Source organism: Mesorhizobium sp. B2-4-19 (genome assembly GCF_006441315.1).
Taxonomy (GTDB): Bacteria; Pseudomonadota; Alphaproteobacteria; order Rhizobiales; family Rhizobiaceae; genus Mesorhizobium.
Map to the genome: position 1 here is coordinate 79601 of NZ_VFUV01000006.1, position 21355 is coordinate 100955.

A 21355-nucleotide genomic window follows, 5' to 3' on the forward strand; every position below is an offset into this window, starting at 1 on the left:
GAACGCTCTCTCTACCTGATCTTGACGACGACCTTGCCCTTGGCACGCCCCGCTTCGACATAGGCCAATGCCTCGTTCGTTTTCTCGAATGGAAAAGTCCGATCGATGACGGGGCGTATGATGCCGGCTTCGATGAGCGACGTGATCTTGCCCAGCTGTTCGCCTTGCGCCCACATGAACAGGAAAGAATAGCCGACACCGGCGCGTCTGGCCCTGCTGCGTATGCCGCGGCTCAGCAGGCGCAGGACCAGCTTCAGGACCATGTTCAGCTTCTGCTTTTCCGCAAATTCGGGATCCGGCGGGCCGGAAATGGAGATGAGTTTCCCGCCCGGCTTCAGCACATGCAGGGATTTTTCCAGCGTTTTGGCGTCCTGGCTGTTCAGGACGACGTCGTAACCTTGCAGGATTTTCTCAAAATCGTCTTTCTTGTAGTCGATGACGATATCGGCTCCGAGACCTTTCACCAGATCGACATTCGCCGCGCTCGCCGTCGCCGCGACGGTCGCGCCGAGATGCTTCGCCAGTTGGATGGCGAATGTCCCCACTCCGCCCGAGCCGGCCTGGATAAACACCTTCTGGCCTCTCTTCAGCCCGGCTGCCTCGACCAGCACCTGCCAGGCGGTCAGGCCCACCAGCGGAATCGAGGCGGCTTCTTCCATGCTGAGGTTTTTTGGCTTCAGCGCCACATCGGCTTCATCCATGGCGATGGATTGCGCGAACGTGCCGATCCGACCGTCGCGCGACCGCGCATAGACTTCGTCACCGAGCTTGAATTTGCGGACTTTCGATCCGGCCCGCACGACGATCCCCGCCACGTCATGGCCCAGGATGAACGGCGGGCGATAGGGCAATATCGGCTTGAACTCCCCGTCCCGAAGCTTGGAATCGAGAAGATTCACCCCGGCGGCGTGAATTTCGATCAGGACATCATTGTCCCGCAACTCGGGTTCCGGCATCTCGGCGAGCCGCAGGGCGCCCTTCTTTTGATACTTGTCGACGACAAAGGCTTTCATCATGGTCGCTTTCTAAGAATGATTTTCGGTGGCCGGCACGAACGGCCGAGCCGCAAGGCGTCGTCGGTCGCCGGACAAGATCGGCGCTGTTGCTGTCAATTCCGCGACTTCGTTCAGACAGGCAGGCGAAATTGCTTGCGCAAGATTTTGTCGAACATCGCTGTCGGCGCGAACCGGCGCAGCATGCTTACCTGCCGCGCTGCCTTGCCGGCGGTGTAGCGCCGCAGCGGATGCCGGTCGGTCGCAGCCCGCAGAACCACCTTCGCCACCACGTCCGGCAGATCGGCCTTGGGCATCACGTCGCGAAGCAATGCCTCGAAACCGGCCCGCGCCTCATCATATTCCTTCATGACGGAATCGGGCTCGAATCCGTTCTGGTCAAAGACGGTGCGCACGAATGCCGGTTCGACGACCGAGACGCGAATATTGAAAGCGCGAACCTCATGGTCGAGCGATTCCGAATAGCCTTCAAGCGCGTGCTTGACGGCTGAATAATGGGCCGAATACGGCGCCGGGACCAGCCCCAGTATCGAGCCGATATTGACGATGCGCCCCTCGCCCAGCCGCCGCATCGACGGCAGCACCGCGTGGGTCATCCGCATGACGCCAAACAGGTTGACGTCGAACAGGGCCTGCGACTGTGAGACCGAGGACTCTTCCGCGCCTCCCAGCAGCCCGATACCGGCATTGTTGACCAACAGGTCTATCCGGCCGGTCTTGCCGAGGACAGTTGAGACAAGGGACGCGACGGACGCGTCGTCGGTCACGTCGCAAACCAGCATCGATATCCCGTTCGAGGCCTGATTGGACGCCTTGCGGCTGGTGCCGAAGACAGTGAAGCCGGCGCGTGCCAAAATCTCCGCGCTGGCACCGCCAATGCCTGACGAGGCACCGGTCACGATCGCGGTCTTTCCCGAATTCCGGTTCATTCTGAAGGCTCCAAACGTAAGAAGTCTTGCCTGTGGTCGACAATTACATTATGGTTGTAATATCACATTATGATCATAATTCAATAGGGCAATGAGAAGGAACCATCATGCGCTATGAAAAAGGCCGGAAGGACGCCTCGCGCAGCCGGATCATGGAGGTTGCCGCCAACCGTTTTCGCGGTGACGGCATCGCTGCGTCCGGATTGGCAACCATCATGAAAGACGCCGGGCTGACCAACGGGGCTTTCTATCCGCACTTTCAATCCAAGGCGGCGCTTGTCCGTGAAAGCGTGGCGGCGGCCCTGGAGGATCAGTCAGACCAAATCCGCCAAGCTTTGGCCGCCGGTGGCCTGGATATGGCCATCGACGCCTATCTGTCGGCGGTGCACCGGGACAATCCGGGACAGGGCTGCGCGTCGGCCGCGTTGTTGCCGGAAATCGCCCGCGAGCCTTCCGAAACACGTCAGCTCTATACCGAGCGCTTGCTGACGCTGGTGAGCCAGGTATCGGCGGAACTGCCGCCGCAAACCCGTGACCCTGTGGGGGTGGCCCTGAGCATCTTCGCGGCGCTCATCGGCGCGCTTCAATTGGCCCGCGCGGTGGAAGGAACGGAATTGTCGGACCGCATCCTGGCCGCGGGCGCGGATGCGGCGCGTGCGCTGATCCAGCCGCGCCGGGAGGAAGAGGCATCTTAGACATGCGTCCTCTTAGACATGCGTCCTCGACGTGACGGCCGCGAGCGTCAGGCCGAGATGAGCGGCTGAGACTCGCCATCGGCGGCAGCCGGCGCCGGAACGGTGAAACTTTTCGCATGCCGTTCCCGTTGCTTTAGGGATCGCCTCGAGGCGATCGCAGACCTCCGATCAATGCCCCGCCGGTCCTGCCGGTGGGGCCTTTTTGAGGCTGACGGCGCGGAACAATCAGGGAGCCGGGAAGTTTTGAAATCGCTGGACGCTGCGACGTCCGACCGACTCCGGCGCTGGCCGCGGTCGGGCGTAGGTTGTTGCGCGGCCACACGGAAACAAAGAGAGCTTTCGCTTGCGCATATGAATGAAACCTCGGGAAAGTTCCAAGCTTTCGTATGATATGTTTTAGAAAAGTCGAGTTCATTTCGCGCGGAAAATTGGAACTTTTACCCAAATCCTCCCGTTACGCTCTTGATCGCTGCTTAAACGGTCACAAAGCAACAGGGAAGGATCCTATCATGAAAATCAAGATGATCTGCCTTGGCGCCATGGCGCTTTCGATGGTCGCCGGCTCGGCTCTCGCCGCATCGGGCAGCAGCGGCACGTCCGCTCTCGACGATCCGGCCAAGATGCAGCCCTTCTACACGGACTCCACCATGAAGAAGATGCGCAGCGAAGACGAGTTCACCAAGGCCTGGAAAGCACTGACGCCCGAAGACCAGAAGATGATGATGACGGCCTGCGCCGACGAGGTCAAGAACGCCAACCCCACCAACACCCATCCGGAATTCTGCAGCAACGTGAAAAAGATCGGCGGCAGCAAGTAGATGCTGCCTCAGGACCGTTGAAAAGCAGCCCCGTTCGCGGGGCTGTTTTGTCGACGGCGGATCGAGCGGTCGCCACCGCACACCCTTGCACGTCCGGTGCGCCCTCGGCGATAATCCGCTATCTCGCGGAGACCACCGATGTCGCTCAGCCCTTTATTCAATGTCTCGCCCGTCATCCAGCTCCATGCGCTGATCGCCATCGCCGCATTGCTGCTCGGCGACGCGCAGCTCTGGCGCACCAAGGGCGACCGGCTGCACCGCGCGCTTGGCCGCGTCTGGGTGGCGCTGATGGCGACGGTCGCTGGCTCCGGCCTGTTCATCTGGACGATCCGGCTGTGGGGGCCGTTCAGCCCGATCCACCTTCTGTCGCTGCTGGTGCTGGTGATGCTGTGGCGTGGCGTGCGCGCGGCGCGCGGCGGCAACATCGCCGCCCACCGCCGCATCATGCAGGGCACCTACATTTTCGGCCTCATCATCACCGGGCTTTTGACCTTCATTCCCGGCCGCACCATGTATGCCGTCGCCTTCGGCCCGCGGGGCGCGACAGCACAGAAGCTGGCGATCTTCGCCGCTTTGGTCATCCTCGCGGCAGCGGCCGGCCTCTACGCCGCGCGCAGAGCAAGGGTGCCGGGCTGAGTGTCAGCCGCCGCCCTCTCCAATCCTTTCCTTGTTCTGGCCATGTTGCACTGCGAAAAGCATATTGCATTGCGATATCGGCCGGCCAGGCCGCGATGCGGGGCGGGCTTGAAGTAACGAAGGAGCTGTCGTGGCGGCATCGTTTCGGCCTGATATACAGGGATTGCGCGCGCTGGCGGTCGGCGGCGTCGTGGCCTATCATTTCGGCCTCTCGGCCCTCCCCGGCGGCTTTGCCGGCGTCGACATCTTCTTCGTCATCTCCGGCTGGCTGATCACCACGCACCTTATGGGCGAGATCACCGAGACTGGCCGGCTCGACCTCTGGCGGTTCTATGCGCGGCGCGCCCGGCGCCTCCTGCCGGCGGCCCTGTTCGTCATCCTGGCGACGCTTGGCCTCGGCTATTTCATCCTGGCGCCGCAGGAGCAGGCGCTCTATTCGCGCGGCGCCATGTTCGCCTCGGCCTATGCCATCAATTTGTGGCTGCTACGCTGGTCGTTCGATTATTTCGCCGCGGACGCCTTGAGCAATCCCTTCATCCATTTCTGGTCGCTGTCGGTGGAGGAGCAGTTCTATCTCGTCTGGCCGGCGCTGCTGCTCTTCGCCGCCTGGTTGCGCCCGGGTCGGCGCATGGCTGTCGTGGTGATCGGCGTCGCCGGCCTCGCCTCCTTCGCCGCTTGCCTGTGGCTCACCAGCCTCTCGCCCGCCTGGGCCTTCTACTTCTCGCCGCTGCGCGCCTGGGAGTTCGCCGCCGGCGGCCTGGCGACGCTGGCTCCGGCAGCCTTGTGGCAACAGCGGCCATGGCTGCGAACAGCGCAGGGCTGGCTCGGCCTGGCGCTGATCGCGACGGCCTATCTCTGCTTGAGCGAAGACCTGCCCTTCCCCGGCTGGTACGCGCTGCTGCCGGTCGCCGGCACGGTGCTGGTGCTGCTGAGCGGCGCCGGCCAAGAATACAACCAGCAGGCAGCGGGCCCGGCCCGTTGGCAGGCCCTTGCGCCCGCTTCCCTGCTTTCGCTGCCGCCTCTGCAATGGGTCGGCACGCTCTCCTATTCGCTCTATCTCTGGCACTGGCCGGTCATCGTCTATGCCGGCATGCTGGTGCCGGATCTCAGCGCCCTCCAGCGCCTCGGCTGCGGCGCGCTGGCGCTGGCGCTGGCATTCCTGACCTATCATTTGATCGAGAACCCGGCACGGCGCGGCGGCTGGCTGACGGCGGGCGCCCGTGCAGTTCGTTTTGCCGCAATTCCCCAGGGAAAACCGCTTCACACTTTTCCCGGAATTGCTCTGGTTCCCGCGCTGGCGCTGACCGGCGTGGGCGTGGCGGCGGCCTATGCCAATGCGCATCTGGCGACTCGCAACATCGACCCCGCCCAGCGCGGCATCGAACAGGCAGCCGAACAGCCCTCCATCGCGCGCGCCACCGACAAAAACTGCCTGCTCGACTTCCACACGGTGAAGCCGAAACCCTGCGCCTTCGGCCCGGCCGACGCCGCCCACACCATCGTGCTGTTCGGCGATTCGCACGCCGACCATTGGTCGACCCCGCTGGTCGAGGCGGCCAAGCGCAACGACACCAAGGTGGTCACCTATCTCAAATCCTCGTGCCGGGCTTCGCGTCTGTCGACCTTCAACTCGGTGCTGAAGCGTGATTACACCGAATGCGACGCCTGGCGCGAACAGGCGATCGCCGACATCATCCGCCGCAAGCCGCGCCTAGTGGTGATCTCGGAATTCTCGATCGGCAATCTGACCCGCGACATGTCCGCCGCCGGCCGCAAGGCCGAGACCGCGCGCTGGCAGGCCGGCCTGCGCTCCACACTGCAGGCCTTCAGCCAGGCCGGCGTCGAGACCGCCGTCATCCGCGACACGCCGATCGGCGACAGTTTCGCCGATTCCTGCGTGGCGCGCGCCCTGTGGTGGCGTGAAGCGCCCTCGCGCTGCGACACGCCGCGGGCTGAGGCCGCCAATGACGGTGCGGCGGCGCAAGAGCGTGCCGTGGTGAAAAGCGTGCCCGACACGCGCTATGTCGACCTCACCGACCGCTTCTGCGGCCCGACGCAGTGCCACGTCTTCATATCGGGCCAGCTCGCCTTCCGCGACCGCCATCATCTGGCAACGGCGTTTGCCGAGACGCTGGAAGGGCCGCTGGAGAAGGCGCTGTTCTAGAGCAATTCTCCCTCCGGAATTGCACGAAAAACAAAGAGACAGAGCGGGGTCGGCCTTTCCATGAACAATAACCCGCTCCAATGCATGTCGCGCAAAAGTGGATCCGGCTTCAACGCGGCGCGCCTTAGGTTTGAGGTCGAGACATCGGCGTCTGCCGCAACAGCCCGACGATTTGGCCCGGCAGCGCATTGACGAGGCTGCGGTCGAAGCCCTAAGCCCGCGCTCACCCGGCCCCGCGCAGAAGAGAAAGACATGACAGACCCGATCGTGAGAGACAGCAACGGCAGCCAGTTGAACGAGGGGGACTCCGTGACCCTGATCAAGGACCTGAAGGTCAAGGGCACATCGGACACGATCAAGCGGGGCACGCTGGTGAAGAACATCCGCCTCACCGGCAATCCAGGCGAGATCGAATGCAACACCAAGCAGGTGAAGGGCCTGGTGCTGAAAACCGAATTCCTGAAAAAGGCGTGAGCCGCCGAGTTGCGGGGGGCGCGCTTCGTCGGCGCCCTCGCCGACCCGGATTGGCCTTGCGGCCCCAAGGGCGGGACCTGCCGGTTGACCAGCCTATCCCGACGACGCGCTCGATCCAGCGCATTCCCCCGCCTGTCGCCATCACCGTGAGAAACATTGGTTTACCGGCTTCATGGGAACAGGGCCGCGCCTGCGGCGTTTATTAGGCAGACCTTGAAGAGGAGGTTGTCATGAAGAAACTCTTGCTCGCATCCGTGATCGCGATTGCTTCGGCCGTGTCGGTGATTGCACCGGCGAATGCCGCCAGCATCACGTTTGGCATCGGCAACGGCTATGACGGCGACTATTACGCTCCCAGATATCGTTATCATTATCGCGACTACAACGACGGCGGCTACTACGGCCGATACAGTGTGTATAACGACGAAGGCTACCGGCCGCGTTACTACGGCATGTACCATCACCGCTGTCGCACCGAGGTGATCAGGCACTGGCGTCACCACCATCGCGTCATCGAAACAGTCCGCGTCTGCGGGAACTGACTTGCGAATTGATCCGGCTGGCACCCATGCCGGCCGGATTGCCCTTTGACATTCGGTTGCGCATTGTCCCCGGATGACGGCGCCGCTATCGGTGCCCCATCATCATCCCATAGTGCACCGCCAGCAGGTCGAGCCCCACCTTCAACAGCTTCGTCACCACATCGCGCCCCTCGCCCGTCTGCTCCGCCAGGCTCTTGATCGAGCCGCCGGCGCAGCAGACTTGTCGCACCACCGCCACGACATGCCCCCACCATCAATCGATGCGCTCTTAGGCCTTCACTTTCGAGGCAAAACACCACACCATCCCACGAATCAAAGAGACGATGGAAAGTGGACACCCTTTCGACCACCGAACGCAGCGAGCGGATGGCGCGTATTCATGGCAGGGATACGAAGCCAGAAATGGTCGTGCGCCGGCTGCTCCACGGAATGGGCTATCGCTACCGACTCCATCGTGGCGACCTGCCCGGGAAACCGGACATTGTTTTTGGAAAACGCAAAAAGGCGATTTTCATTCACGGGTGCTTTTGGCATCGTCACGACGATCCGGCGTGCCGACTCGCGCGCCTTCCAAAGTCGCGGCTAGAGTTCTGGGGGCCGAAACTATCGGCGAACGCTCAGCGCGATGTCCTAAAACAAGAAGCCTTGAAGCGGCTCGGCTGGAACGTACTGGTTGTCTGGGAATGCGAATTGCGGCAGAGTGAACAATTAGAGAACAAGCTGCGCCAGTTCGTGGGGGAATAGCATGAAGTCGATCGAGCTTTTCGCGGGCGCTGGCGGGCTTGGCATGGGCGTCAGCCGCGCCGGATTCACGCCACAGGCCGTAGTTGAGTGGGATCGGTGGTGCTGCGACACCATTCGTGAAAACCGGGCCGATGGCCTCGGCCTTGTTGGTGATTGGCCCGAGCCGACCGAGGGCGACGTCCGCCGTGTGGATTTTCGTGAGCATGAAGGCAAGATCGATTTGGTGACGGGCGGACCGCCCTGTCAGCCATTCTCGCTGGGCGGCAAGCACCGGGCTCATGCGGATTCCCGCGATATGTGGCCAGAAGCCGTCCGAGCGCTGCGGGAAACAAAGCCGCGAGCCTTTATCTTCGAGAACGTGAAAGGCCTAACCCGCGAAACCTTCGCAACATACTTTTCGCACATCCTCCTGCAAATGACCTATCCGGAACTCGCCGCGGAACGCGATGAGGGTTGGGAAAGCCACCTCCGCCGGCTTGAAAAACACCATACCGGCCGTCGCGGTCCGGCAGGCTTGGAATATCGGGTCGTCCATCGTGTGTTGAACGCGGCGAACTATGGGATCCCGCAGCGCCGAGAGCGCGTGGTTTTTGTCGGCTTCCGCGCCGACCTCGACATCAAGTGGGCCTTTCCGCTGGAAACGCATTCCCTGGACGCGCTGCTGTGGGATCAGACCAAGGGTAACTATTGGGATCGGCACAAAGCACCCAGGGCCGAGCGCACGATCGGTGATCGGCATCTTGAACGTACGGCGCGTCTCGGCGGCAAACCAGAAACAGCACCCTGGCGGACAACGCGAGACGCGATTGGCGACCTGCCGGATCCCGAGCATGAGGGGCGCAAAGCCAGGAACCACAACAACCATCGGTTCCAGCCCGGTGCGCGCTCTTATCCAGGCCATACCGGGAGTCCTCTCGACGAACCTGCAAAGACCTTGAAGGCTGGCGTGCACGGTGTGCCCGGCGGAGAGAACATGCTACTGCGGCCAGATGGCAGCGTGCGCTACTTCAGCGTTCGCGAAAGTGCCCGCTTGCAGACCTTTCCCGATAATTTCCGTTTCCACGGTGCATGGTCCGAAACCATGCGCCAGCTCGGCAACGCCGTGCCGGTGGAACTGGCGAACATCGTCGCGCGCAGCGTGAAACGTCATCTCACCTTTGGCGGGTCGGATTTTCTGAAATGAAGGGGTATGTCGAGTTTGAATTTGACCTTCCTGGCGCACTGTTAGCACGGCTTATCGAGGTGCTTGACGGGCTTGATACTGCTCCTCTCAATAGCGCAAGTTTGCAGGAGGTCCCCGAGGAACAGGGGGTATATCAATTGCTGCTGGACGGCCAGCTCGTATACGTCGGCAAGACTGACGCCGAGGCCGGGCTCCAAAAGCGCCTCTTCCGCCATGCCCGCAAGATCATGCATCGTGTCGGCCTTGATCCAGCGCGCGTCAGCTTCAAAGCGGTGCGCATCTTCGTATTTACCGCAATGGATCTGGAATCCGATCTCATTCGCCACTATGGCGGCGTAAAATCCATCGATTGGAATGGAAGTGGATTCGGCTCTAACGATCCTGGTCGGCAGCGCGACACCACCAAAGTCAAACCCAAAAACTATGACGCCAAATTTCCCATCGATATCGACCGGGAAATGGCGTTCGCCATTGACCATGATGAGACAACGGCAAGCGCCCTTGCTCGGCTCAAAGAGGCGTTGCCTTACACATTTCGTTATCAGAGAGAGGACGTGGATTTCGACAAAACCACGCTGGCGGCCTTGGGCGGCCCTCTAACTACACGATCTGCGATCCGGCATATCGTAGAACCATTGCCTCAAGGTTGGCAGGCGACCGCCCTGCCCGGTTACATAATCCTCTATAAAGAGAAACGTGACTACCCTCAAGCAGAGGTAATCGCCGTTTCAAAGGCTTAGTGACAACAAAGTCGAGCTGCGCATTGAATCTACACCAGCCCTATTTGAAAATATTTAGTCGTATCGATCCTTGCGCCTCCCTCACCGTCCCATCATCATCCCGTAATGCACCGCCAGCAGGTCCAGCCCGACCTTCAAGAGCTTCGTCACCACGTCCCGCCCCTCGCTCGCCTGTTCCGCCAGGCTCTTGATCGAGCCGCCCGCGCAGCAGACTTGTCGCACCACCGCCACGACCTCCCAATGCCCCAGCGCCCTGGTGGCGGCGGCATGGGCGCGGCCGGCGTCGAGCACGCTGTCGGCGATGCCGCCGCCCTGGCGCGCGCCGTCGACGCGCTCGCTCCAGCGCATCGGCTTCACGCTCGCCTGCTGGCTGCACTGGAAATCCTCGCGGTAGCGCTGGCCGGCCTCGCGCTGCTGGCGCGACAGCGAGGTGATGCCGATGAGCGGGTCGACATTGCGCACCCGCACGATGCCGCCGGTGGACGTGTAGCCGTCATTCGACACCGCGTAGACGCGCCGCGCTTCAGCCGTGCCCGATGCCAGGCGCTTGCGGCCGAATGCGTCGTCCTTCAGCGCGAAATCATGGCCGAGCTCGCGACGGATGCGCACCTGCTCTGCCTCGCCCTTCGGCAGTTTCGGCGCCTGCGGTTTGGCGGCTTTGGCTTTTTTGGGCATGGTGTGGCTCCTTGGGGTTGGCGTGTGGTGTTTTTGGATGGAAGGGTCTGATCATCCCGTCACCTGATTCGCGGGCGCTTGCACCGCCCGCCGCGCCATCAGCTCGCGCATCGTTTTCCGCTCTCGCACTTCGATGCAGAGCTGCGCGCTGGACGGGCAGAACTGGGCGTTGCCGCTTTTCACCTCGCCTCGGACGAAGCGCTGGACGGCTGCCTTCAGATCGGCAAGCTCGGCGTCGCGCACCGCGCCGAGATAGCCGCGCATCTGCATCTCGACGTCAGTCAGGGCGGATTGCGGGAAGCATGAGAACATCGCCGCCAGCGCCTTCGTCGCCTGCTGCAGTTCGGCTGCGGTCATGGCTGCGGATCTCCTCGATGATGGCGTTGGCGGCGTCGGCGTGGGTTCTCGGCCGCTGCCAGCCGGGCGGTTTCTTGGAACTGGCCGCGCGCGATGAAGAACGCTGCGCGCCGTCGCGACCGAACGGCTCTCGTTCTCCTTGCGCCGAAACATGCCGGTTGTTTTCGCCTGAAAAAGCGGGAGCTTTTTCACTCTGGTTTCTGGAGTCTGGAGAATGCCGCGGCAAAGCGCCGGCATTTGCCGCCCCATGCGCCTTTGTTTTCAAGGCGGTGACGGCACCGCCGCGTGCGCCGGCGGCGGCTCTCGCCTCGCTCTTGACCTGCGCCTTGTGCAATTCCCTGGTCAGCCTCTTGTGGCCGATCTCGCCCGCCTGGCGCTCGAAGAAGCCCAACAGATCGGCGCTGATGGCGCGCCATCTTTTCAGGGAAAGGCGCGCGACCCGCGCGAGCTTGGCGTCGTCATCGGGCAGCCGGCCGCCGGCGTTCCACATCGCCATCAGGATGAGCATGTAGGCGCCGATCTGCTCGGTGGAGAGCTGCAAGGTGTCACCGACGAAATCGGAGACGTAGAGCTGCATGAAGGGCCGCTCGCTCATGCCATGCCTGCAAGCAAGCTAATGGAACCAGCCGCCGGCCTGCACGTTATGACGCGTCGATGCCAAGGGGAGGTTTGCCGATGACGGCGTTCATGCCGATTACGCTGCGCTTTTGCAACAACAAGACCATGCTGGTCGGCTCGGTGGCCGACGCCGAAACGGCATTGCGACACCAATGGCCCGACAAGACCGCACCCGCCTATACCGAGGCCGCAAGGCTGGTCCGCCTGGCGGTCGAGGGCAGTTGCTGCCCGCGCACCGCCTTCGAGGCCTTCAGCAAGGCCGCCAGGCAACAGGGCATCTTGGTGGTGAAGCCGAGAAGCCGCGCGCATGACTGGCTCGACGCCGCCGCCGGCCCGTGACGCCGGGGCGATGCAACCGCGTGGCGGCCTTGCGCGTTTATAGGCGCGAGCTTTATAGTCTCGCTGAGATCGAAGGTGAACGCCGTGGGTACGCTGAAAACCGGAGTGCCGCTCAAAGTCAGCCTGGAAGGCCATGTCGAGGAGATCGACAGCGTCAGCGATGCCGCCGATTTCCTGCAGCGCTGGCCGATCGAGCGGCGCGGTCACGTCTACCGCAGCGCGCTCAACGCCTGCAGTGCCGCGATCGCCGCGCAGATCTCCGAATCCGACGCGATAAAGGTGTTCACCGGCTTTGCCCGCGTTTCCGGCATCCTGGTTGCCGAAGGTGGCCCGGCCATGCGGCTCGAGGCACGCAGCGTGCAAAGCCGCATGCCTAAGCAGGGCCGGCAGATACCGAAATAGGCTCACGCGCAGACCCTGCGTTGAAACCGCGCCTGATGGTAGTTGCAATAGCTTTTCTGCGCTTTGGTTCGCATGCCGCAGCACAGCATGTCGGCGCCGGGCCGGCCGCCCGGCGCGTCGTTCTCCGGATCCTTTTCCACGGTGAGATCGAGCGGCGCGCGGCAGCGGTCGAACAGGCAGTCTATGAAGCGCATCGCCACGCCATGCGGCTGGCGGCCGATCGGTCCACGCTGCGGCGCGGGCACCTCGAAACGGTACGCCTCGCCATCGGCGATCAGCACGCCCACCTCGCGCACGAACAGGCGCGGCGGCAGCCACGCCGGCGAGGAATCGCGCCTGGTCCGCGCCTTGTTCCTGCGCGCGACCTCGGCGGCATGAACGCCGGCGCGCTTTTGCGCCACTGCCTTGCCATTTGCCTGCTTTGCGGCCGCCGGCTTGCACATTGCCTGCTCGCCGGCGGCTCGCCTCACGGCCGGCGGCATCCCCCGGCCATTGGCAAAGCCGATCGCGCCCAACATGGTGTTGCGGTGCACAATGCCGATGATGGCGTTGCGTGACACCGGGCTGCCGCGCAGCGCGCTGAACGCCGCCGCGATCCTCGAGGCCGAAAGCCCCTCCTCCAGCCAGCGGGCGATCTCTTGCAGTTCGGCGTCGCTGTAGCTTGCCATCTCCAGGCTCCATCCAGGGGTCCGCCTTCGGCAGCGCTCGAGAGCGCCCCGTCGGCCAGGCGTCAGGGTTCGGGCCCGGTCCGGGCCACGGTCAGGGTGTTCGGTGCGAGAGCCGGCTCGGGGGCCGGATCAGCCGGAGCGGATCGCGTGCCCGGCGGCCAGGCGCGCCAGCCGCGCTTCGGCGGTCTTCCTGTCGGGAGCGGAAACCGCCCTGCCCGTCATCGGTTCGAGCAGGATGACGGTGCCGTCCTGCGTGCTGATGCAGGAGCGCGCACCGGCGGACAAAACTGGCCGGTCGAATTGGGGGCCGGAGCCGAGGGGAGCGGCGGCTCCGGCCGTTCCGGCCGCCAGGGACGGGCGGGCCGGACCCGAGGCATCAAGGCGCTCGGGCTTCGCCCCGGCCGGGGAGGAGGACGGCCGGGACGGAAGGGCGGCGACATAGGTCGCCTTGTTTGCCTCGCTTGAGGCCGGCGCTACCGCGCCATGAAAGCTGGACAGGTTCTGCATGGCAAGATATAAGCATAACTCAAAAATATATGCAAGCCATTCTTTCATAGACGAGAGCCGCTTTCATCGCTCACATGGGTGCCATGGCCAAAACGGAACTGTCGATCAAGGTCGGGGCGGCGATACGCCAGGCGCGCAAGCAGCGCGGCCTCGTCATGCGCCACATTGCCGAGCATAACGACACCGATGTCGCCGCCGTCGGCAATTGGGAAACCGGCCGCAACCTGCCCAAGACCGAGAACCTTCTGAAGACCGCCGCCTTCCTGCGCGTCGACCCGGTCGCGCTCGGCCAAGGGCAGGTCGTCTTCCTCGACGATGCCGGCCCGGTGGCCGACGCCGAGATCGTCACCGATGCCGGCCCGATGCCAGCCGGCTCAATGGACATCGAGGTGCTGGGCGCCGCGGTCGGCGGCGATGACGGCGACTTCACCTTCAACGGCGAGCCCGCCGGCTACGTCCAGCGCCCGCCGGGCGTGCGCAACCTGCCCAAGGTGTTCGCGCTGCATGTGCTGAGCGACTCCATGGTGCCGCGCTACGAACCCGGCGACCTCATCTATTGCGGCGGCCGCGACGCGATCCCCGGCGACCATGTGGTGATCGAGACGTTTCCGGAAGAAAACGAGCGCAACGGCAAGGCCTTCATCAAGAAGCTGGTCAAGCGGACGGCGGGCGAGCTGGTGGTCGAGCAGTACAATCCGCCCAAGACGCTGACCTTCAACCGCTATGCGATCAAGCATGTCTGGCGGGTCATCCCGCTGAAGGAGTTGCTGGGATATTAGGGCCCTTTTTTCCTTCTCCCCTCGCGGGAGAAGGAAGAACCAGCCCCTCAGGCCCGCCTCGCCCCCTCCACCAGCACCTCGCGCTCGCTCAGCATCTGCGCTTCGCTGCGCACGCGCTGGCGCTCGTCGATGAAGGCCGCCTGGATCGAGATCGCCGTGCCCGGCAGCCCGTCGGCGCGGCAGGCCGAGCAGACGATGCGGCCAGAAAGCTCCGCCAGCGGCGTGCTGCCCGTCACCCCGAAACGCCGGAGTTCATCCGGTTTCCACCATCTGTTGCGGCCGCAATCGGCGCACTCGACCGATATCGAGACGACATGCGCGATGACTGGTTTCCTGCCCGGCAATGCCATTGCCACTTCACCCCATTTGTTCCTGATTTGTTCGCATAATCCTGCGTTTTAGCTCTGGAGTCGAGTCGCAGTTTTAACACTTCTCAAAAAGTTTCCCTTTTATCAATTTTGAGTTATGCTTCTAAAAACTCACAAACGTGAGTCGCCTGCCGCACCAGACCCGGGAGCAATGATGGATGCCGCCGATTTCGCCCGCGCCTGCGGCTACACCGGCGACAGCCCTGCTCTGCTTGAAGCCTTCGAGGCGATCCGCCGCAACGGCATCGCGCAGGCCCGCGAGGAGCATTTCCGGCGCAAAGCCGTCATCGACAAGTTGAAACAATCCGAACCGCTGTTCCTGGCGGCGATCGGCCCGGCGCTGTCGGCGCAGGAGGCCATCGAGGACACCGCCCGTTTCATCGCCTGCTGGCGCAACATGCCGCGCTGGCGCCAGGAACGGCGCCTGCCCGACCTCGTCCGGGCCAGGCAGCAGCGTCTCGTGGCCCGCTTCTTCCGCCGCTACGGCCATCGCCTGTGGGCGCGCGAAGCGGCCTGAAGACCGGCCATGCTGGACCAGCCATTTGCGGGTTCCAATCGGTTCTGTTTCTTTCTAGATTGTGCGTGGGTGGCTGTTCGACGTGCATGATTTGGAATGTTCGGGACTGCCCGCTCAAAAGTTCAAACCTGGATCACGGCCGGCGCGGGGACCATGGCCGCGCTGTTCGTTGCCGGTCTGATGGGCGCTTTCGGCGCCCTGCCCGCCCACGCTCCGCCGCAATTGCCGCTCGGCACCGCCATCGATGCCGGGCGCTGGAGCGTCCAGCCGGTTCGCGCCTATGTCAGCCACGCCAGGACCTATGGCGTGCTCTTGAAGCCCGGCCAGAAGGCGCTGGTGCTGGAGGCCGACATGACCAACCGCACCGCGCAATCCGACAAGGCCTATTTCGATGTCTTCAAGCCCGACGGCATCACCTTGCCCGACCCCATGCCGATGATCGCACTAATCCGTGATTCGACGCTGACGCCGGAACTCCATCCCGGCATGACCGAGCGCATGGCCTATGTCTGGCCGCTGGCCGGCGACGCCGCTGTCCCGACCAGCCTGAGCTTCGGCGTCACCGCCGAGATCTTCAAGCCGCGCGACAACCTCTATGGCTTGCCCGGCTGGTTCAATCCCTACCGGCTCGGCACCATCACCTTGCCGGTCGCCGACGTGCTGGCGCCGGGAACCGGCTCATGAGAATCCGCATCCTCGGCAATCTCGTCATCCTCTGCGCGACCGTGGCGCTGAGCTACGGCATGCAGGTGTCGAAACCGCATTATGCCGACCTTTCCGCGCCGATCCCGGTCGATGGCGCCATGCACGACGCCGTGCGCGCGCGCAGCTTCGATGTCCGGATCGACAAGGTCGTCTTTGCCCGCCAGCTCAAGACCAACCAGTTCGGCCAGGAAAAGCTTTTGACCACCAGCGGCCTGTGGGCGGTGGTGTCGACCAATCTCACCGCCACCGCCGCCTCCACCACGGTTGCCGACGGCACCTGGCAAGGCCCGACCGGGCTGCGCTACCACCAGACGGAGCGGCTCGGCTACCGCCAGGACATGCCGCCGCACGGCGTCGATCCAGGCCTGGAGAAGCGCGGCCTGTTCGTGTTCGAAATACCGCCCGACCAGATCCGCGGCGCCAGCCTGCTGATAGCAGCGCGCCAGTTCGGCCCGCTCGACGCCCAGGCGCGCATCAGCCTCGATGGGGTGCCGACAAGCGCCGACGGCCAGCCGGCGGATGTGCTGCCGGAGTACGACCTCGATGCCCCGCAGGCCCAGACGCCTCAAGGCAAGTCATGAGCGCCGTTTCTACCGGACCGATCGCCCGCGAAGACCGGCAGCCCGAGAAAAAATGGCGGCGGCGCAGCCTGGTGGCGCTTGCCATCCTGCTGCCGCTGACGCTGGCCGAGACCAGCCATGACAGCCTGCGTGAATGGCTGCACGGCGAGGACCTGATCGCCCGGGATGTCGATTTCGGCCAGTCGGTGCCGTTCGGCGGCAGCGACTGGAAACTGGCGGATCTGCGCGGCGGCAAGGCCGGCCGCCTGCCCGACCACGCCTTCGCCGTCATCGCCACGTTCTCGGTCAAGATAGGCGACCCCGACTTGCAAAAGCGGTGGCTGGGCTGCAAGCTGATGCTGACCGACGCCTCCGGGCGCCGCTGGCTGCCGGATGTCATCAGCGGCGTCAGCCTGCCGGCGGGTGTGATGAACTGCACCTCGGCGATCTTCTCCGGCGCCAGGAACGGCGACACCATCACCATCGGCGACACTTTTATTGTGCCGGAGGATGCGGTGAAAACAATTCGCCCGGCGGTCGGGCTTGGCAGCGAGCGGCCCTGGTTTCTGCGCTTTCATCGGCCGCCGAAATAGAGCAGCCCTCTCAGGACTTGGGTTCCTCGCCCCACGGACGTGGGGGCGAGGAACCCACGTTCTGCAAGGCCAGCGCCGACAAGAAACCCTCTACTTGGGTGCTTCGACTGTCCCAGCCGCCCCTTTCGACAGCGAAAACGCCGTCTCCAGCACGGCGGTCAGAAAACATATCCTGATCGGCTCGATCAAAATGCCGGTGGAGGAATCCTGGAACGGGCTGCCGAACAGCAGCGTCACGCCGTGCGAGAAAATCTGCCAGACATCGAGTTCGTGCGGCCCGATCAGCCGCGTCGCGCCGAGCCACAGCCAGGCCGCGCCCCAATCGATGAGGCGATAGCCGACGATCAGCGTGCACAGAAGCAGCAGGCTGGAACTCACCGTCAGCCGCACGCCATTGGCGATCGGCAGATAGCGCGAGCGGTAGCCGGCGATGAAATGCTCGACGAAGTCGCGCAGGAATTTCGGCAGGCCGGCATAGCGCTTGCCGAAGCGCTCCACGCGATTGTGCACGCGCATCAGCGCGGCATCGTCGCGCACGTCATAGCCATAGATCAGCGCCGCCATGACCAGCCAGATCAGTGGCAGGAGCATGTAGAAGAACAGGTTGACGGCCACCGTCGACGGCGCGATCGAAGTGATTTCGACCGGCACCATCGGGGCCGCGTTCGCCACCGGCACCGGGCTCGCCAGCCCGTCGGCGGCGGCCTGCAGCACCGACCAGAAGGAGCGGCTCATCAGCCATTGCAGCGCCGTGTCCTTCCAGCGGCTGATCACATAGAGACCGACGAAGATCCAGTTGGTCTCGCAGATCACCACCACGATCTGCCAGAACGACGCGGTCTTGGTCTTGGTCTGCATGAACTTGGCCAGCCGCCGGATCAGCCAGGACACCGCCACCGAGATCAGCAGCCAGCGCGAATCCAGCACGTCGAGCACATTTCCGGCCTGGCCGAAATCGGCCTGGTCGAGCGTGGCGCGCGAATATTGCCGCACGATATCGCCGAGGAACCCCCAGGCCGCGTAATAGGCGAAGAAGGGCAGCAGCGCGATGGAGATCATGCGCACCAGCCGCGAGCCGCGCCGGTCGGCTGCGTCCTGTTCCTCCGCGGCCTTGTCGGCGCCGCGCTGCGCGGCCAAGAGATGCGGCAGGCCGGGGCGCAGCACATGGAACATCGCCACCGTCACCACCAGCTGCGCCAGCGCCACCAGCGTCAGCATGGCGAGCCCGGCGAAATGATTGGCGAGCGCCACTTTCGCCGCCAGCTGCAGCAGGAGATCGCCGGCCAGCACCCCGGCCAACACCAGCGCGACAAGCTGCGGCCAGAAGCGCCGCAGCAGCGAAAAGCTCAAGCTGATCGGCCTGATGATGTCGGCAAACATGAGGTCTCTCACGATGCCACCCGCCCTGGGGTCTTTCTAGCAAAGGGTGATCGTTTTGCAACCGGGCCGGGAAATGGATGGTCGTGCTGTGGTTTGACCAGAAGTGCTGGTGCGAGGCGCCCCCCTCTGTCCTGCCGGACATCTCCCCCTCAAGGGGGGAGATCGGCTGTCATCAACGGTTTCGCCAATCTCCAAATTTGGAAATGTCGGGGCGACTGGAAAGCTTGGCAATCTCCCCCCTTGAGGGGGAGATGTCCGGCAGGACAGAGGGGGGGTGGGCGCAGACCGCCCCTTACCTTCGCACCCGCGACTTCAGCCACCGGTCAAACGCCACCGCCAGGATCAGGATGAGCCCGATCACGATGCTTTGCGTGTAGGACGAGACATTGTTGAACTGCAGCCCGTTCTGCAGCACGCCGATGAGCGCCGCGCCCACCACCGTGCCGCCGACCGAGCCGATGCCGCCGAACAGCGAGGTGCCGCCGATGACGACGGCGGAAATGACCGTCAGCTCGTAGCCGATGCCGGCGACCGCTTCCGAGGAATTGAGCCGCGCCGACAGCACGAAGGCGGCGAGCCCGGCGAAGAAGCCGACGATGACATAGACCGAGACAAGGATGCGGTCGACGCGCAGGCCCGAGAGCCGTGCCGCCTCTGCATTGCCGCCAACGGCATAGACGGCGCGGCCATAGCGGGTGTAGCGCAGCACGATGTGGCACAGGATCGCGGCGATGGCGAAGATGATCGCCGGCACCGGCACCGGGCCGATCAGCCCCGTGCCGAACCAGCGCATCGAGGCGTCGAATCCGGAGATCGGGCCGCCATTGGAGATGGTCAGCGTCAGCCCGCGAAACACCGTCAGCCCGCCCAGCGTGACGACGAAGGGCGGCACTTTCAGTCGGGTGATGGCAAGCCCCTGCACGCCGCCGGCGGCGGCGCCGACGATGACGGCTGCGAGCAGCGCCGCGAACCAGCCATAGCCCTGCGTGCCTGAGGTCGACAGCGACAGCGTGTTGGCCGCACCGCCCTTGGCGACGACGGCGGCGACCATGCCGCAGAAGGCCAGCAGCGAGCCGACCGACAGGTCGATGCCGGCGGTGAGGATGACGAAGGTCATGCCGAGCGCGATCAGCCCGGTGATCGAGATCTGCCGCGTGATGTTGAACAGATTGATCGGGTCGATGAAGCTCGGCTTCAAAACGGTGAAGACGACGACCAGCGCAGCCAGGAACAGCAGCGGCCCGAAACTCATCAGCAGCCGCGCGATCGTCGCGCCGCCGCGCTGGCTCTGCTCTTCGGCGATGCTCATCGTGCCTGATCCTCCGCATCCTGCCCAAGCGCATCTTGGCTGTCGAGCGCCATCAGTTCCATCAGTTTTTCCTCGTTTGCCTCGACGCCCGGCATCTCCCCGGTGATGCGGCCCCTGCGCATGGTGACAATGCGGTCCGACACCGCCAGCACTTCGGGCAGTTCGGACGAGATCATCATCACCGCGATGCCGCGCGCCGCCAGTTGCACCAGGATCTGATGCACCTCCGCCTTGGCGCCGACATCGACGCCGCGCGTCGGCTCGTCGACGATCAGCACTTTCGGGTCACGCGCCAGCCAGCGCGCCAGGATGACCTTCTGCTGGTTGCCGCCCGACAGGCCCTCGATCGCCTGCTCGGCCGAGGCCATGCGGATCGACAGCATTTTCCTGAAGCCCGACAGCGCGTCGCGCTCGCGCCGCTCGGCCATGAAGCCGAAGCCGTTGCTGAATGTGCCGAGCGAAGCGACGGAGAAATTGGGCAGGATGCCGAGCGCGGCAAAGATCGCCTGGTGCTTGCGGTCCTCCGGCACCAGGCCGATGCCGAGCGCGATGGCATCCGCCGGTGAGGCCGGCGCGATCTGTCTGCCGTCGAGCGTGATGGTTCCGGCGGCGATGCGGTCGGCGCCGAAAATGGCGCGCGCCAGCTCCGTGCGGCCCGAGCCGACAAGCCCGGCGACGCCGAGGATTTCGCCGGCCTTGACGTCGATGTCGACGCCGTCGAGCACGATGGCATGCGGCGCCTCGGGGTCGCGCACGGTGCGCAGGCCGCGCACCGACAGCACGACATCGCCGGCCACCGCGCGCTGCACCGGCCGTGCATAGAGTTCGGAAGCGGCACGGCCGACCATCTTCTCGATGATCCGCGGCAACTGGATCGGCCGTCCCTTGTCGCGGTCGAGATGCCCGGCCAGCCGGCCGTCGCGCAGCACCGTCATGCGGTCGCAGATGGCCGAGGCCTCCTCCAGCCGGTGGGTGACGAACATGATGGCGACCTTGTCCTGGCGCAGCCGGCCCATGATCGACAACAGCCGCTGCACCTCGGTCTCGGTCAGCGCCGAGGTCGGCTCGTCCATGATGATCAGCCGGCTCTTGAGCGACAGCGCGCGGGCGATCTCGACCAGCTGCTGCTCGGCCACCGACAGCGCCGAGACCGGCGTCATCGGATCGATGGAAAGGCCGACGCGGGCGATGATGTCGCGGGAATCCTGTTCCATGCGCCGCCAGCTCACCAGCCCCAGTGGCCCGACCGGCGCGCGGCCGATGAAAATATTCTCCGCCACCGTCAGCGTCGGGATCAGGCTGAGTTCCTGGTAGATGGTGACGATGCCGAGCCGCTTGGCGTCCTGCGGGCTGGACGGCGCGTATTCGGCGCCGTCGAAAATGATGCGCCCGCTGGACGGCGGCATGACGCCCGACAGGATTTTGAGCAGCGTCGATTTTCCCGCGCCGTTTTCGCCGAGCAGGCCGAGGATTTCGCCGGGGCGGATGTCGAGCGAGACGTCGCTCAGCGCGGTCACGCCGGCGAAATGCTTGGTGACGCCCTCGACGGCAAGCAGGACGGGCGCGGCTTCAGCTGGCAAGGGTTGCTCCCGTATTGCGGTAAGTGGCGGGAACGCGCCCGCCTTCGGCGCGCTGTCCCG

The 21355-nt window shown here is 64.2% G+C and carries 27 protein-coding genes and 1 pseudogene; 16 read left to right on the forward strand and 12 right to left on the reverse strand.

The genetic code is table 11. The features are described 5' to 3' along the window. Window positions 1-11 precede the first annotated feature (11 nt). Both FJ546_RS12660 and FJ546_RS12665 read right to left on the reverse strand, forming a co-directional pair. Window positions 12-1013: an NADP-dependent oxidoreductase gene (locus tag FJ546_RS12660; protein WP_140889842.1), complete on the reverse strand. Its 1002-nt coding sequence runs from the start codon at window positions 1011-1013 to the stop codon at window positions 12-14. A 113-nt stretch (window positions 1014-1126) separates the two neighbouring features. Continuing rightward, window positions 1127-1942: an oxidoreductase gene (locus FJ546_RS12665; protein WP_140889638.1), complete on the reverse strand. Its 816-nt coding sequence runs from the start codon at window positions 1940-1942 to the stop codon at window positions 1127-1129. Between the two features lie 107 nt (window positions 1943-2049). On the opposite strand from FJ546_RS12665, the gene FJ546_RS12670 reads away from it, so the two are divergent. From FJ546_RS12670 to FJ546_RS12695, 6 genes are all read left to right on the forward strand, one after another. Continuing rightward, window positions 2050-2637, forward strand: coding sequence for a TetR/AcrR family transcriptional regulator (locus tag FJ546_RS12670; RefSeq protein WP_140889639.1), 588 nt, complete (start codon window positions 2050-2052; stop codon window positions 2635-2637). Between the two features lie 509 nt (window positions 2638-3146). Further along, window positions 3147-3455, forward strand: coding sequence for a hypothetical protein (locus FJ546_RS12675; RefSeq protein ID WP_140889640.1), 309 nt, complete (start codon window positions 3147-3149; stop codon window positions 3453-3455). Between the two features lie 138 nt (window positions 3456-3593). Further along, the gene (locus tag FJ546_RS12680) at window positions 3594-4091 is read left to right on the forward strand and encodes a DUF2306 domain-containing protein (protein ID WP_140889641.1); all 498 of its coding nucleotides are present in this window, start codon (window positions 3594-3596) and stop codon (window positions 4089-4091) included. A 130-nt stretch (window positions 4092-4221) separates the two neighbouring features. After that, window positions 4222-6255 carry an acyltransferase family protein gene (locus tag FJ546_RS12685; RefSeq protein WP_140889642.1) on the forward strand — a complete coding sequence of 678 codons (2034 nt, stop codon included), beginning with the start codon at window positions 4222-4224 and terminating at the stop codon, window positions 6253-6255. Window positions 6256-6507: 252 nt separating this feature from the next. Continuing rightward, on the forward strand, window positions 6508-6729 hold the full coding sequence (locus tag FJ546_RS12690) for an alkylphosphonate utilization protein (protein ID WP_140889643.1): 222 nt from the start codon (window positions 6508-6510) through the stop codon (window positions 6727-6729). A 230-nt stretch (window positions 6730-6959) separates the two neighbouring features. Next, window positions 6960-7271: a hypothetical protein gene (locus FJ546_RS12695; protein WP_140889644.1), complete on the forward strand. Its 312-nt coding sequence runs from the start codon at window positions 6960-6962 to the stop codon at window positions 7269-7271. Between the two features lie 85 nt (window positions 7272-7356). Here FJ546_RS12695 and FJ546_RS31205 read toward each other — a convergent pair. After that, window positions 7357-7503: pseudogene (locus tag FJ546_RS31205) on the reverse strand (hypothetical protein); the annotation flags it as partial. A 98-nt stretch (window positions 7504-7601) separates the two neighbouring features. On the opposite strand from FJ546_RS31205, the gene vsr reads away from it, so the two are divergent. Genes vsr through FJ546_RS12710 form a run of 3 tightly spaced genes read left to right on the forward strand, consistent with a single transcriptional unit; the run spans window position 7602 to window position 9938 of the window. Then, window positions 7602-8015, forward strand: coding sequence for a DNA mismatch endonuclease Vsr (vsr, locus tag FJ546_RS12700; protein WP_140889645.1), 414 nt, complete (start codon window positions 7602-7604; stop codon window positions 8013-8015). Between the two features lies 1 nt (window position 8016). Then, complete coding sequence (locus FJ546_RS12705; protein ID WP_140889646.1) at window positions 8017-9198, forward strand: DNA cytosine methyltransferase; 1182 nt, start codon at window positions 8017-8019, stop codon at window positions 9196-9198. Beyond that, window positions 9195-9938 carry a GIY-YIG nuclease family protein gene (locus FJ546_RS12710; protein WP_140889647.1) on the forward strand — a complete coding sequence of 248 codons (744 nt, stop codon included), beginning with the start codon at window positions 9195-9197 and terminating at the stop codon, window positions 9936-9938. Before FJ546_RS12705 ends, FJ546_RS12710 begins: the two co-directional genes overlap by 4 nt. Before the next feature lie 81 nt (window positions 9939-10019). Here the strand turns inward: FJ546_RS12710 and FJ546_RS12715 are convergent, their stop codons facing one another. From FJ546_RS12715 to FJ546_RS12725, 3 genes are read right to left on the reverse strand one after another with little or no spacing between them, the layout of a single operon-like run. Then, on the reverse strand, window positions 10020-10613 hold the full coding sequence (locus FJ546_RS12715) for a DUF6456 domain-containing protein (RefSeq protein ID WP_140889648.1): 594 nt from the start codon (window positions 10611-10613) through the stop codon (window positions 10020-10022). A 51-nt stretch (window positions 10614-10664) separates the two neighbouring features. Next, a complete protein-coding gene (locus tag FJ546_RS12720) occupies window positions 10665-10970 on the reverse strand; it encodes a hypothetical protein (protein WP_140889649.1) in 306 nt (101 codons plus the stop codon). Beyond that, window positions 10891-11565: a DUF1376 domain-containing protein gene (locus FJ546_RS12725; protein ID WP_140889650.1), complete on the reverse strand. Its 675-nt coding sequence runs from the start codon at window positions 11563-11565 to the stop codon at window positions 10891-10893. Before FJ546_RS12725 ends, FJ546_RS12720 begins: the two co-directional genes overlap by 80 nt. 80 nt (window positions 11566-11645) lie before the next feature. On the opposite strand from FJ546_RS12725, the gene FJ546_RS12730 reads away from it, so the two are divergent. Then, window positions 11646-11927, forward strand: coding sequence for a DUF982 domain-containing protein (locus FJ546_RS12730; protein WP_140889651.1), 282 nt, complete (start codon window positions 11646-11648; stop codon window positions 11925-11927). 75 nt (window positions 11928-12002) lie between these two features. Further along, window positions 12003-12329, forward strand: a complete 327-nt coding sequence (locus tag FJ546_RS12735; RefSeq protein ID WP_179301167.1) for a DUF982 domain-containing protein — start codon at window positions 12003-12005, stop codon at window positions 12327-12329. Between the two features lie 2 nt (window positions 12330-12331). On the opposite strand, the gene FJ546_RS12740 is transcribed toward FJ546_RS12735, so the two are convergent. Next, complete coding sequence (locus FJ546_RS12740) at window positions 12332-12997, reverse strand: GcrA family cell cycle regulator (protein WP_140889653.1); 666 nt, start codon at window positions 12995-12997, stop codon at window positions 12332-12334. A 129-nt stretch (window positions 12998-13126) separates the two neighbouring features. Then, complete coding sequence (locus FJ546_RS12745) at window positions 13127-13504, reverse strand: hypothetical protein (protein ID WP_246686825.1); 378 nt, start codon at window positions 13502-13504, stop codon at window positions 13127-13129. Window positions 13505-13578: 74 nt separating this feature from the next. Here FJ546_RS12745 and FJ546_RS12750 point away from each other — a divergent pair, with 74 nt between their 5' ends. Then, window positions 13579-14283 carry a helix-turn-helix transcriptional regulator gene (locus FJ546_RS12750; RefSeq protein WP_095776039.1) on the forward strand — a complete coding sequence of 235 codons (705 nt, stop codon included), beginning with the start codon at window positions 13579-13581 and terminating at the stop codon, window positions 14281-14283. Between the two features lie 47 nt (window positions 14284-14330). On the opposite strand, the gene FJ546_RS12755 is transcribed toward FJ546_RS12750, so the two are convergent. Continuing rightward, a complete protein-coding gene (locus FJ546_RS12755; protein WP_140889655.1) occupies window positions 14331-14633 on the reverse strand; it encodes a hypothetical protein in 303 nt (100 codons plus the stop codon). A 172-nt stretch (window positions 14634-14805) separates the two neighbouring features. On the opposite strand from FJ546_RS12755, the gene FJ546_RS12760 reads away from it, so the two are divergent. The 4 genes from FJ546_RS12760 to FJ546_RS12775 all read left to right on the forward strand — a co-directional run bounded on the left by FJ546_RS12760 (window position 14806) and on the right by FJ546_RS12775 (window position 17026). Beyond that, complete coding sequence (locus FJ546_RS12760) at window positions 14806-15168, forward strand: hypothetical protein (protein WP_140889656.1); 363 nt, start codon at window positions 14806-14808, stop codon at window positions 15166-15168. 153 nt (window positions 15169-15321) lie between these two features. Next, window positions 15322-15852 carry a hypothetical protein gene (locus FJ546_RS12765; protein WP_246686826.1) on the forward strand — a complete coding sequence of 177 codons (531 nt, stop codon included), beginning with the start codon at window positions 15322-15324 and terminating at the stop codon, window positions 15850-15852. Beyond that, complete coding sequence (locus FJ546_RS12770; RefSeq protein ID WP_140889658.1) at window positions 15849-16454, forward strand: hypothetical protein; 606 nt, start codon at window positions 15849-15851, stop codon at window positions 16452-16454. The genes FJ546_RS12765 and FJ546_RS12770 overlap by 4 nt, the downstream gene beginning before the upstream one ends. Then, window positions 16451-17026: a hypothetical protein gene (locus FJ546_RS12775; RefSeq protein ID WP_140889659.1), complete on the forward strand. Its 576-nt coding sequence runs from the start codon at window positions 16451-16453 to the stop codon at window positions 17024-17026. The genes FJ546_RS12770 and FJ546_RS12775 overlap by 4 nt, the downstream gene beginning before the upstream one ends. Window positions 17027-17116: 90 nt before the next feature. Here FJ546_RS12775 and FJ546_RS12780 read toward each other — a convergent pair whose 3' ends face one another. The 3 genes from FJ546_RS12780 to FJ546_RS12795 all read right to left on the reverse strand — a co-directional run bounded on the left by FJ546_RS12780 (window position 17117) and on the right by FJ546_RS12795 (window position 21295). Next, complete coding sequence (locus tag FJ546_RS12780; RefSeq protein ID WP_140889660.1) at window positions 17117-18406, reverse strand: hypothetical protein; 1290 nt, start codon at window positions 18404-18406, stop codon at window positions 17117-17119. Between the two features lie 292 nt (window positions 18407-18698). Next, window positions 18699-19715, reverse strand: coding sequence for an ABC transporter permease (locus FJ546_RS12790; protein WP_038648308.1), 1017 nt, complete (start codon window positions 19713-19715; stop codon window positions 18699-18701). After that, on the reverse strand, window positions 19712-21295 hold the full coding sequence (locus tag FJ546_RS12795) for a sugar ABC transporter ATP-binding protein (RefSeq protein WP_140889661.1): 1584 nt from the start codon (window positions 21293-21295) through the stop codon (window positions 19712-19714). The genes FJ546_RS12790 and FJ546_RS12795 overlap by 4 nt, the downstream gene beginning before the upstream one ends. Window positions 21296-21355: the final 60 nt, after the last annotated feature.